An 11,468-nucleotide genomic window follows, 5' to 3' on the forward strand; every position below is an offset into this window, starting at 1 on the left:
CGCCTGGTCAGGCCGCGCCGCTGCCCGCGATGTCGCGGAGGCGGCGGCGCACCGCCGCGTGGGAGGCGACCAGGGTCGCGTCGAGGCCGGCCGTGCGCGCATCCGCCCACTCGTCGAAGGCCGCGCGCACCGCGACGCCCGCGAGCTCGGTGACGAGGCGCGCCTCCTGCGCGGTGATGCGGCCGCCGAACGCCGTCGTGATCCGCTCCGCCAGCTCCCACGAGCGCGTCGCGTCGATCGACACCGCGGCCGAGCGCAGCTGCGGCTCGTCGGCCATGAGCCGCCGCACGCGCAGCTGCTGGTGCGCGATGTGCGCGAGCTCGCCGTCGAGGCTCGCGAGCACGCGCTCGTAGACGGCCTCGAGCTGGGGGAGCGGCGCGGATCCGCGGTCGACGTCGGCGAGCCACGCGTCGAGCGGGGCGTCGAACACCGGGTGCAGCGTGAGGACCGACTCCTCCTTGCTCGGGAAGTAGCGGAAGCACGTGCGGTCGGAGACGCCCGCGGCCTGCGCGATGTCGTGGATGGTGGTGCCCGCCATGCCGCGCTCCTCGAAGAGCGCGAGGGCGGCCTCGCTGATCTCGGTGGTCGTCGCCATGCGGCGGCGCTCCCGGAGGCCCGTCGCGCCGGCGGCCGCGCCGCTGGCCGCGGTGGCTGCCACGGCTGCGCCCGTCGTGCCCGCCGCCTCGGCCGTGTCGCTCAGCGTGCCCATCCGGTCGCCTGCCTCTCGCGCATCCCGCCGGTCGGATCCGACGAATCTGTCATATACTGCCACATGGTCCGAGTCTGACATCCGGACCTCCCCGGCCCCGCACCGTCGCGCGCGCCCCGCCTTCCACTCCCCGGAGAACCGCACATGACCACGCCGCCTTCCGCCGACACCCGGCGCGACGCCACGCCCGCCGACGCGACCCTGCCCCGCGCGGACCGCGCCGCCGCCGACCGGGCCGTCGCCCCCGAGGACGAGCGCCTGCCGCACGGCGCCCCGCTCGTCATCGGCCTGCTCGTGGTCGCGGCGTTCGTCGTGATCCTCAACGAGACGATCATGAGCGTCGCCCTGCCGAGCCTCATGGTCGACCTGTCCATCACCACCGCCACCGCGCAGTGGCTCACGACGGGCTTCATGCTCACGATGGCCGTCGTGATCCCCGCGACCGGCTTCATCCTGCAGCGCTTCTCCACGCGCCAGGTCTTCGGCGCCGCCATGACGCTGTTCTCGCTCGGCACGCTCGTCGCGGCCATCGCGCCCGGCTTCGGCGTCCTGCTCGTCGGCCGCATCGTGCAGGCCAGCGGCACGGCCATCATGATGCCGCTGCTGTTCACGACCGTCCTCAACCTGGTGCCCGCCGCGCGCCGCGGCCGCCTCATGGGCGTCATCTCCATCGTCATCGCGGTCGCCCCGGCCATCGGGCCGACGGTGTCCGGCCTCATCCTCAGCTCGCTGTCGTGGCGCTGGATGTTCTGGATCGTGCTGCCCATCGCCGTCATCGCGCTCTCGCTCGGCCTCTGGAAGATCACGAATCTCACCACCCCGCGGAAGCTCCCGTTCGACATCCTCTCCGTCGTGCTCTCCACGCTCGCGTTCGGCGGCCTGATCTTCGGCCTCTCGAGCCTGGGCGAGTCCGCTGAGGGCAACGCGCCCCTGCCGCTCTGGATCCCCATCGCCGTCGGCGCCATCGCGCTCGCCGCGTTCATCGCCCGCCAGATCGGCCTGCAGCGCGAGGACCGCGCCCTCATGGACCTCCGCACGTTCCGCAGCCGCGCGTTCGTGGTGGCCGTGATCATGGTGAGCGTCAGCATGATGGCGCTGTTCGGCAGCCTCATCGTCCTGCCGCTCTACCTGCAGAACGTGCTGGAGCTCGGCACGCTCGAGACCGGCCTGCTCCTCCTCCCCGGCGGCGCGCTCATGGCGATCCTGTCGCCCATCGTCGGCCGCCTCTTCGACCGCGTCGGGCCGCGCCCGCTCGTGATCCCCGGCGCCGTCGTCGTGAGCATCGCCCTCTGGGGCATGACCACGATGCTGCACGAGGGCACGTCCATCGGCTGGGTCATCGCGGTGCACCTCGTGCTCAACGCGGGCCTCGCGTTCATGTTCACGCCGCTGCTCACCTCGGCTCTCGGATCCCTGCCGCCGCGCCTCTACTCGCACGGCAGCGCGACCGTCTCGACGATGCAGCAGCTCGCGGGCGCGGCGGGCACGGCGCTGTTCGTCACGGTGCTCACCACGACGACCGTCGCGGGCGTGGCCGACGGCCAGTCCGAGGTCACCGCGACCGCGGCCGGCGTCCAGGCGGCCTTCATGATCGGCGGCTTCATCTCCCTCGCCGCCGTCGCCGCGTCGTTCTTCGTGCGGCGCCCGGCGAACCCGGTCCCGGAGGGCGTGGCGGGGCACTAGGCCCGCGCGGGCTCCGGCCTCCGCTCCGGCGTCAGTCCCACGCGGCGGAACCGGGCGGGACCGCGACCCGTGCACCCGCCCGCCATCGGGCGATCGACTGCTCCACGTACTCGCCGACGAGGCCGGGCAGGTCGATCCGCGGGTTGTGGATCCACTGGATCTCGAGCCCGTCGAGGATCGCGAGGAAGCACGCGGCCTCGTAGTCGAGCGTCGCGTCGTCCATCGGCGGCACCTGCTCGAGCGTGACGGCCTCGCCGATGCTGCGGCGGATCTGCGCGACCGTGCGCGCGTACCGCCCGCGCATGTACTCGTGGGCGGGGTGCGTCGCGTCGCTGGTCTCGGTCGCGAAGGTCAGGTACAGCTCGAGGAAGCCGCGGTGCTCCACGTGGTACCGCATCAGGTCGACGAAGGCGCGGATCGCGGGCAGGCCCGGCGCGGCCTCGGAGACGAACGGCTGCTGCCGGTCCCACTGGCGGAGCACCTCGGTGAGCAGCTCCTCCTTCGTGAAGTAGCGCAGCACGGCCGCGGGGGAGACGCCCACCTCGTCGGCGATGCCCTTGATGGTCGCGGCGCCGTACCCGCGGATCCCGAACACGCGCACGGCCGCCTCGACGATCTCGGCGCGGCGGCGGACGCCGGTCGAGTACCGACCGCGCCTCGTCTGGCCCGCGCGGGGGGCCGGATCCGTGATCGCGCTCTCATCGCCACCAGCGCGGGAATCGCTCTCGGGGGTGCCCGAGGGCGGGGCCGGCCTGCGGGTGTCGGTCACGATGTCGATCCTCCCCCTTGTGCGGTCCGCGAACCCGGACGTACAGTGACTCAACCGTAAACAGGTCGTCAGTATTCGTCCTGGGTCATCAGCTAGGGACGAGGGCGTCGTGAGCGAAGTGGTGTTCGGGGTCGGCCTCATCGGGGCGGGACCCGTCGGGCAGGCCATCCACCTGCCGACGTTGGCGCGCATGGCCGACAGGTTCCGCGTGGTGCACGTGATGGACGTGGACCCGGACGTGGCCCGCCGCGTCGCCGCCCGCGTCGACGCGCGCCACTCCACCGACGCGGACGCGCTCATCGACGACCCGGCCGTCGACGTCGTCGTGATCGGCAGCCCGAACCGCTTCCACGCCGAGCAGGTCATCGCGGCCTGCCGGGCCGGCAAGCGCGCGGTGCTGTGCGAGAAGCCGCTCGCGGTCTCCGTCGAGGAGGGCGAGGCCATCGCCCGGGCGTCGGTCGAGCACGGCGTGCCCGTCGTCGTCGGCACGATGCACGCCTTCGACGCCGCCTGGACCGCCGCGCTCGGCGGCTGGCGCGCCGCGGGCGACGCCCCGCACACCGTGCGCATCTCCGCCGTGATCCCGCCGAACCCCGACTCCGAGGACTCGGCCACCGAGATCGTCGGCCGGCCCGCGCCCCGCTCGCCCGGCGCCCCGGACCTGGAGGCGCGCGTGGCCGCCATCACCGGCGGCGTGCTGGGCCTCGCGATCCACGACCTGCCGCTCGCCCGCCAGCTGCTGCCCGCGGAGCCGCCGCGCGTGATCGCGGCGCGCACCCTCGACCCGTGGGGCTACGAGATCGTCGCGATGGTCGGCGGGAGCGTGCTCGAGGTGCACGGGGTCGGCGGCGCGACGTGGGACCCCGAGTGGACGCTCGACGCGGTCGCCGTGGACCGCTCGCTGCACGTCGACTTCTCCCTCTCCTACGTGCACGCCGGATCCAGCACCGCCACCCTCGTCGACGCCCGCAGCGCGACGACGTGGGGCCCGTACGCCGACAACGGCTACGTGGGCGAGTGGGAGCACGTGCACGACGTGCTCGTCGGCGCAGCCGATCCGGTGCCGCTCGACGACCTCCTCGCCGACCTCGCCCTCGCGACCTCCATCGCGGAGCAGTGCGCCGACCTGATCCGCGCCGCCGACGGCGACGCGCTCGCGGGCGCCGGATCCCGGGCGGGGGTGGCCGCATGAGCTCGCTCGCCGTGCGCGTCGACGCCGCCGCGACGCCGGTCCGCCGGGCCGCGGCCGCCGCGACCCTCGCCTCGCTGCCCGAGTCCTTCCGCCGCGCCGACGACGCCGGCGAGGTCGTCGTGCTCGACGGCGGACCCGGCTGGGCGGCCCGCGCGGTCGAGGCCGCGCGGGACGGCGCCCGCGCGCTCCTCGTGCTCGACCCCGGCGCGGCCGACGACGACGCCCTCGCCGCGCTGATCGCGACCGGCGTCCCCGTGGTGCTCGACGTGCCGTGGCGCCACGCCGAGGCCGTCCGCCGGGTGGCACCGCGGATCCACCGCTTCGCCGCTCCCGGCGCGCTCCTCGAGGCGCGCGCCGCGGTCGCGGGCACGGCCGACCTGCGGGGGGCCGCCCGCGCGCTCGCGCTCACCGCGGGGACGCTGCTCGGCTCGCCCGTCGCGGAGCTCGCCCCCGTCGTCGCGACCCCGCAGCACCTGATGCTCGCCGGGCCGAGCGCGTCCGGCGTCCACGTGGTCGTGAGCGTCGTCGTCGCCGGCCACGACCACGGACGGTCGACGTTCCGGATCCTCGTCGGCGACCGCGCCGCGCACGTGGTCCTGCCCGCGCCCGGCTCGGCGTCGCCCGGCCGCGCGAGCGTCACGGATCCGGCCGGCCGCGAGGACCTGCCCGTCGTCTTCGAGTCGGGCCACCGCACGGCCCTGCGGATCGCCCGCGACGCCGCCCACGGCCGATGCGCGCCCGGCGACGTCGCCGACCTCCGCGCCCTCCTCGCCGCCGCCCCCGCGCTCGCGGCCGACGCGCGCCCCTAGACCCAGCCCCTTCCCTCCCACCACACACAGCACCACGAGACAACGGAGTCAGAAATGCCACAGCAGTCCTCGAGCGCCTTCGGCAACGGCCTCACCCGACGATCCCTCCTCAGCGCGGGGGTCGGCGCCGCAGCGGTCGGCCTCCTCGCCGCCTGCAGCGGCGGCGGCGGAGGCGCGAGCGGCGCCGCCGCACCCCTCAAGTTCTGGAACATGCCCTGGGGAGCGCCCGCGTTCCTCGCCGAGGACAAGGTGATCTCGGCGGCCTACAAGCCCGCGAGCGGCATGGGCGCCGTGAGCTACCAGCAGGTCCAGTGGGCCAACTTCACGCAGACCTTCTCCACCGCGGTCGCCGCCAACAACGGCCCCGCGGTGAGCTCGGGCGGCGGGACGACGGCGTTCCTCTTCGAGTCGCAGGGCAAGATCGCGTACGCCGACGACCTCATCGAGACGTGGAAGGGCAACGGCATCTACGACGACTTCCTCCCGGGCCTCGTCGACACCCTCAAGACGGCCAACGGCTACGCGGCCGTCCCGTACAACCTCGACATGCGCATGTACTGGTACCGCAAGGACCTCCTCGAGAAGGCCGGCGTCGAGGCGCCCACCGACTGGGACTCCTACGAGGCCGCGTGCGCCGGGCTCAAGAAGATCGGCGTCTACGGCTACGGCACCCGCTCGGGCGCCGGCGCCTTCACCGGCTTCCACCAGATCGTGGCCCACATGATCAACAACGGCGGCGGCCTGTTCGACGGCGACCAGAACCCGGACGTCGTCACCGACAAGAACATCGAGGCCGTCGAGTGGGTGCTCGGCATGGTGAAGAACGGCTACGTGGACCCCCGCAGCGCCACCTACACCTCCGACAACGCGTACCAGCAGATGGACGCCGGCACCTTCGGCATGCTCTGGGACGGCGCGGGAGCCCCGGCGAACGTGAGCGCGGAGACCGCCGCCAACATGGTGGTCGGCGACCCGCTCGTGGGCCCCGGCGGCGAGAAGGGCGCGCTCTACTTCCCGAACAACATCATGATGTACAAGTCGACGCCGAGCCAGGAGAACAGCGAGGCGTTCCTCACGTACTACTACCAGAACATGAAGTCGCTCTGGACGAAGCAGACCGGCATCGGCCTGCCGCCGCTGAAGTCCATCGCGGAGGAGGCGTACGCGGACGACGCGAACACCACGAAGATCCTCACCGACTGGCAGCCCATCTCGAAGACGTGGGGCGCGCCCGGCTCCAACACCGTCTTCCAGAACGTGACCAAGGTCGACGGCACGCAGCCGACGATCTCGTTCGCGCAGTCGGTCCTCGGCGGCACCGTCACGGCGCGCGAGTCGCTCGAGAAGCTGCAGAAGGAACTGGACGCGGGCGCGTGATCACGCGCGCATCCGGAGGGCATGACATGGACGAGGTGACCTGATGGCGCTGGACACCCGGGACACGCGGGACACGCGCGACACCCGCGTCGTCGACAAGGTCGGGCTGGCGCGCCGCGGGGTCGGCGTCGCCGGCCCCGGCCGACGGCCGAGCGCGCCGCGGAAGGGCTCCGGCAAGACGCCGCTCGGCCGGGCCGGCGCGACGCTGGCGCTGTTCGCGCTGCCGTCGCTGATCCTGCTGATCCTGCTCAACGTCTACCCCGTCGTCTACTCCTTCCTGCAGTCTCTGCAGCAGGGGACGCCGTCGACGCTGCCGTGGGAGACGCCGTTCGTCGGGTTCGAGAACTACGCGAGCGTGCTGGCGTCGGAGTCGTTTCGCAACGCGACGGTGTTCACGATCGTCTTCACGGTCACGGGCGTCTTCGGCTCGTGGCTCGTGGGCCTGGCCCTCGCGCTGCTGCTGCGCACCCGGATCCCGGCCAACGGGTTCTTCAAGGTGCTCCTGCTGCTGCCGTGGATCGTCCCGGTGGTCGTCTCGTCGACCTCGTGGAACTGGCTGGTGGCGACGCCGCAGAGCCCGGTGCCGATCATCCTGGAGACGCTCGGGTTCCCCGACGCGAACTTCCTCGGCGATCCGCTCCTCGCGCAGGTCGTGGTCTGCGTGTTCAAGGTCTGGATCAGCTTCCCGTTCATGCTGATGATGATGTCCTCGGCGCTCGCGTCGGTGGACACCAACGTCTACGAGGCGGCGAAGATGGACGGCGCGAGCGCCTGGCAGGCGTTCCGCGGCGTGACCCTCCCGATCATCTCCCGTACCACGTACATCAGCTGGGTGCTGATGACGATCTTCTGCGTCAACGACTTCCCGACGATCTTCCTGCTCACGCAGGGCGGTCCCGTGAACGCGACGACGTCGCTGATCGTGCTGGCGTACCAGCAGGCGTTCCAGAACCTGCAGACCGGACCGGCCACGGCGGTCGCGTTCATGATGACGGCCGTGCTCGTCCTCGTGTCGACGCTGCTGTACCGGCAGATCAAGAAGGCGGACATCGAATGAGCCAGGCACTCGCGGTCGGCGGCGCCACCTCGGCGACCGTCGGCGACGTCAAGCGGACCTCCGCGAAGCAGCGCGAGCAGAAGGGCCAGTGGTGGCGCTTCCTGCTCATCGCGGTGATCACGCTCGTGGTGATCACGCCGATCCTCGCGGTGCTGTTCCTCTCCACCCAGCCGGGGCAGAACTCGACGGCGACCGGTTTCACGCTCGAGAACTTCGAGCGCGTGCTCGGCGGCACCGACGTGATGATCTGGCTCGGCAACAGCCTGCTCGTCGCGCTCGTGACCGTGGTCGTCTCGGTCGTCATCGCGGCGCCGGCCGGCTACGTGCTCAGCCGCTCGCGGTCGCGGCTCGTCTCCGGGTACTCGCTCGTGCTGTTCGTGGTGCAGGCCCTGCCGGTGGTGACGGCGGCGATCCCGCTGTTCATCACCTTCTCGGCGATGGGCCTCATCAACACGCTGCAGGGCGTGGCGATCATCTACATCGGCTCGACCATGTCGGTCGCGATCTGGATGATGGCGGCGTACATCGACTCCATCCCCATCACCCTGGAGGAGGCGGCGTGGATGGACGGCGCGAGCGTGTTCGGCGGCTTCGTGCGCGTCGTGCTCCGCAACTCGCTGCCGGGCATCCTCTCGACCGCGATCTTCTCGTTCCTGCTGGCCTGGAACGACTACCTGATCGCGCTCCTGTTCCTGCAGGACTTCACGAAGTACACCCTCCCCATCGGCCTCAACACGTTCTTCCAGCAGAACGCGGCCGACTGGGGCTCGGTGATGGCGGTCGCGGTCATCATGATGCTGCCGCCCGTGCTGATCTTCGCCCTGCTGAACAAGTACTTCAGCGTCGGCGGGATCGGCGGGTCGCTCGCCGGGAGGTGAGGCGGCCTCGCCCCGGACGAGAGCCCGCCCCCGTGGTCCATGTGGATCGCGGGGGCGGGCTCTCTTCGTGAGCGGCGCTACTTGGTCTGGTTCGGATGCCGCGTGTGGACCTGCTCGAGGAAGACCGTCTGCCCCTCGACGTAGAACCAGATGCGGGCGTCTCCGCGCGCGGTCGGCTTGTGCTGCCAGCGCACGTGGCGCGTGCCTGCGCGCGTGACGATGCCGAGCTCCTCGCCCTTGAGCGGGTAGTTCGTCGGCGTGCGCTCCGTCGGGGTCCGGGTGAGGAAGTCCCACGCGTCCGCCAGCGGGCCGCGGATGGTCGCCGTCAGGTCCTGCCACCCCTTCCGCGCGCTCTCGGAGGCGAAGACGATCGTGTGCTCGGACTTCTTCGTGGGACGTGGGACCTGGGGATCCTTCGCCACGGTCAGGGGCGCTCGACCGGCAGCGGACGATCGAGCCACTCGACCGGCGAGTGCGACAGGCCGGCGGCGATGGCGGTCGCGGTCTCGCGCCAGGAGGTGAGCTCGGCGATCGCGAGGTGGGGCTGGCCGGTGGAGAAGGACGCTCGAGCGGCATCCACGAGCTCGCGCGCGCAGCTCTCCCGGTCGGCGGCGGACAGGGCGAGCATCCACGGGAACCGCTGGGCCATGCGCGAGGCCAGCGAGCCCTCGTCGTCCAGCGTGACGGTGATGAGGTCGGCCGCGAGCTGAAGGAGCTGCCCCTGCGCGTCCGCGGCGCTCTGGGACATCAGCACCAGGGTCTGGCCGTCCCGCCGCGTCACCTGGACCGGGTGCTCCTCTGCTTCGGCGAACACGTCCGCCGAGTGCTTGCTCAGGTCGGACGAGCGACGGATCGTCGTGCGGGCGTCGTGGAGGAGGGACATACCTTCATCATATTCGGAACGTGTTCGGAAGTCCACGTCGCGGGTCAGGCGTCGTCCCGCTCCTCGTACGCCGCCCGCTTCTCCTGCACCGCGCGGATCCGCGCGATGTCGAACTTGGGCCGGCGCTGCGCGTCGTAGATGCCGTTCTGCTCCTGGAACGTGTCGGTGAGCTGCGTGTAGCAGTAGCCGAACATGCGCGGATCCTCGAGCAGCACCTCGGTCAGGCCGCGGAACCGGGCGTGCCACTCCTCGACCGTGCGGACGCGCTCGCCGTAGCCCCAGGAGACGGCGCGCTCGGGGTCGGCGTCGTCGGCTGCGGCCTCCGCCTCGGCCGGGTTCCACCAGATGCCGCCGTACTCGGAGACGAAGAACGGCTGGCCCGCGTACGGCACCGACATCGCGCGGCCGTCGAGGTCGTTGACGAAGGGGCGGCCGTCGGCGAGGCCGGCCTGCTCGCGGCGGAAGGCGTCCGGGTCCTGCTCGTAGGAGTGGGAGTCGTAGACGTCGGCGCCGGGCACGCGGTGGGAGTAGCCGGAGGCGTCGAGGACGGGGCGCGACGGATCCGCCGCCTTGGTCGCCCGGTACATGCCGGCCGTCACGTCGTCGAGCTGCGTGATGCGGTCGTGCAGCGGCTGGTACGTCTCGTTCAGCGGGCACCAGCCGACGATCGACGGGTGGGAGCGGTCGCGCTCGACCGCCTCGATCCACTGCGTGATGAACGACGCTGTCGGCTGCTGCGCGTCCTTGCCGAGGCCGCCGCCCGCGCCCCAGTCGCCGAACTCGCCCCAGACGAGGTAGCCGAGCCGGTCGGCGTGGAAGAGGAAGCGCTCCTCGAAGACCTTCTGGTGCAGGCGCGCGCCGGTGAAGCCCGCGGCCATCGACAGCTCGATGTCGCGGACGAGCGCGGCGTCATCCGGTGAGGTCATGAGCGTGTCGGGCCAGTAGCCCTGGTCGAGCACGAGGCGCTGGAAGACGCGGCGGCCGTTGAGGAGGAGGTCCTGCCCGTCGATCGCGATCGAGCGGAGGCCGCCGTAGGACGCGACCTCGTCGACGACCCGCGCGTCGTCGCCCGTGCCGTCGACCAGGCGGAGCGCGATGTCGTAGAGGTGCGGATCCTCCGGCGACCACGGTCGCACGCGGTCGGCGGGGATCCGCAGCACGACGCGGGCGCCGAGGCCCGCGGGCACGGCCGCGCGCGTGATCTCGCCCGCCGCATCCCGGAGCACGGCCTCGAACCGGAGGCCCGCCGTGCGGTGCGACAGCTCGGGCGTGACGGTGAAGGACGCGTCGCCGAGCTGCGGCTCGATGTGCGCCTGGCGGATGTGGGCCTCGGGCACCGGCTCCAGCCAGACCGTCTGCCAGATCCCGGTCGTGCGCGTGTAGAAGCACTCGGTGTTCGCGTACCAGGTGGCCTGCTTGCCGCGGGCCTGGGGCTCGTCGCGGGTGTCGCGGGCGCGGACCGTGATCACGAGCTCCTCCTCGTGGGCCCGCACGCCGAGGTCGGCCGTGAACGACGTGAAGCCGCCGCGGTGCCGCGCGACCTCCTCGCCGCCGACCCACACGGTGGCGTCGTGGTCGACCGCGCCGAAGTGGAGGAGGACCCGGCGGCCGCTCCAGCCGGCGGGGATCCGCACGCGGCGGCGGTACCAGACGGCCGTGAGGAAGTCGACGTCGCCGATGCCCGAGGCGATCGACTCCGGCGCGAACGGCACCAGGATCTCCTCGGCCAGCTCCCGCTCGAGCAGGCCGCGCTCGAGGCCGGAGTCGCCGCGGTCGCGCTCGAAGTCCCACGTGCCGTTGAGGATGAGCCAGTCGGGCCGCGTGGACTGCGGGCGCGGGTGCTCGGGCTTCGGGATCCGCGGGGCGGCGATCGCGGGGGCGGGGGCGTCGGTCATGGGCGGGTCCTTCTGTCGCGGCGGGCCGGGCGGACGTGCTCGCCTCCACTCTCCCGCAGCCGGGTGGGACCGTCCCGCGAGGATCGCCGGGCGGCCGCGCCTGCCGCGGCGGCCCCGCTCGTCGCGGCAGGCACGGCCGCCGGGACGGTCCGCCCGCCGCGACCGCCCGCGTCCGCCCCGCCCGCCGCGGCCGTCCGCGCTCGCCGTGGACGCCGC

General features: G+C 72.5%; 11 protein-coding genes. 6 read left to right on the forward strand and 5 right to left on the reverse strand.

Annotated features, from left to right (window positions below; translation table 11 throughout):
• Positions 1 to 7: 7 nt before the first annotated feature.
• On the reverse strand, positions 8 to 709 hold the full coding sequence (locus tag FGG90_RS11865) for a TetR/AcrR family transcriptional regulator (protein ID WP_094126896.1): 702 nt from the start codon (positions 707 to 709) through the stop codon (positions 8 to 10).
• A gap of 144 nt (positions 710 to 853) precedes the next feature.
• On the opposite strand from FGG90_RS11865, the gene FGG90_RS11870 reads away from it, so the two are divergent.
• Positions 854 to 2,392 (forward strand): DHA2 family efflux MFS transporter permease subunit, encoded by a 1,539-nt coding sequence (locus FGG90_RS11870; RefSeq protein WP_210433027.1) that lies wholly within the window; start codon positions 854 to 856, stop codon positions 2,390 to 2,392.
• A 31-nt stretch (positions 2,393 to 2,423) separates the two neighbouring features.
• On the opposite strand, the gene FGG90_RS11875 is transcribed toward FGG90_RS11870, so the two are convergent.
• A complete protein-coding gene (locus FGG90_RS11875; protein ID WP_237583366.1) occupies positions 2,424 to 3,161 on the reverse strand; it encodes a TetR/AcrR family transcriptional regulator in 738 nt (245 codons plus the stop codon).
• 109 nt (positions 3,162 to 3,270) lie between these two features.
• On the opposite strand from FGG90_RS11875, the gene FGG90_RS11880 reads away from it, so the two are divergent.
• Genes FGG90_RS11880 through FGG90_RS11900 form a run of 5 tightly spaced genes read left to right on the forward strand, consistent with a single transcriptional unit; the run spans position 3,271 to position 8,474 of the window.
• Complete coding sequence (locus FGG90_RS11880) at positions 3,271 to 4,353, forward strand: Gfo/Idh/MocA family protein (protein ID WP_094126894.1); 1,083 nt, start codon at positions 3,271 to 3,273, stop codon at positions 4,351 to 4,353.
• Positions 4,350 to 5,162, forward strand: a complete 813-nt coding sequence (locus tag FGG90_RS11885; RefSeq protein ID WP_094126892.1) for a hypothetical protein — start codon at positions 4,350 to 4,352, stop codon at positions 5,160 to 5,162. The genes FGG90_RS11880 and FGG90_RS11885 overlap by 4 nt, the downstream gene beginning before the upstream one ends.
• 54 nt (positions 5,163 to 5,216) lie before the next feature.
• Positions 5,217 to 6,539, forward strand: a complete 1,323-nt coding sequence (locus tag FGG90_RS11890) for an ABC transporter substrate-binding protein (protein ID WP_094126890.1) — start codon at positions 5,217 to 5,219, stop codon at positions 6,537 to 6,539.
• 43 nt (positions 6,540 to 6,582) lie between these two features.
• The gene (locus tag FGG90_RS11895; RefSeq protein ID WP_094126888.1) at positions 6,583 to 7,596 is read left to right on the forward strand and encodes a carbohydrate ABC transporter permease; all 1,014 of its coding nucleotides are present in this window, start codon (positions 6,583 to 6,585) and stop codon (positions 7,594 to 7,596) included.
• Positions 7,593 to 8,474 (forward strand): carbohydrate ABC transporter permease, encoded by an 882-nt coding sequence (locus FGG90_RS11900; RefSeq protein ID WP_063072069.1) that lies wholly within the window; start codon positions 7,593 to 7,595, stop codon positions 8,472 to 8,474. The genes FGG90_RS11895 and FGG90_RS11900 overlap by 4 nt, the downstream gene beginning before the upstream one ends.
• A 77-nt stretch (positions 8,475 to 8,551) precedes the next feature.
• Here FGG90_RS11900 and FGG90_RS11905 read toward each other — a convergent pair whose 3' ends face one another.
• Genes FGG90_RS11905 through FGG90_RS11915 form a run of 3 tightly spaced genes read right to left on the reverse strand, consistent with a single transcriptional unit; the run spans position 8,552 to position 11,252 of the window.
• A complete protein-coding gene (locus FGG90_RS11905; RefSeq protein ID WP_094126886.1) occupies positions 8,552 to 8,896 on the reverse strand; it encodes a hypothetical protein in 345 nt (114 codons plus the stop codon).
• A 2-nt stretch (positions 8,897 to 8,898) separates the two neighbouring features.
• Entirely contained in the window at positions 8,899 to 9,357 is a 459-nt protein-coding gene (locus FGG90_RS11910; RefSeq protein ID WP_094126884.1) for a prevent-host-death protein, read from the reverse strand.
• Positions 9,358 to 9,401: 44 nt separating this feature from the next.
• Complete coding sequence (locus tag FGG90_RS11915) at positions 9,402 to 11,252, reverse strand: glycoside hydrolase family 2 protein (RefSeq protein ID WP_094126882.1); 1,851 nt, start codon at positions 11,250 to 11,252, stop codon at positions 9,402 to 9,404.
• Positions 11,253 to 11,468 lie beyond the last annotated feature (216 nt).

The organism is Clavibacter michiganensis subsp. tessellarius, assembly GCF_021922985.1.
In the GTDB taxonomy this organism is placed as follows: Bacteria; Actinomycetota; Actinomycetes; order Actinomycetales; family Microbacteriaceae; genus Clavibacter; species Clavibacter tessellarius.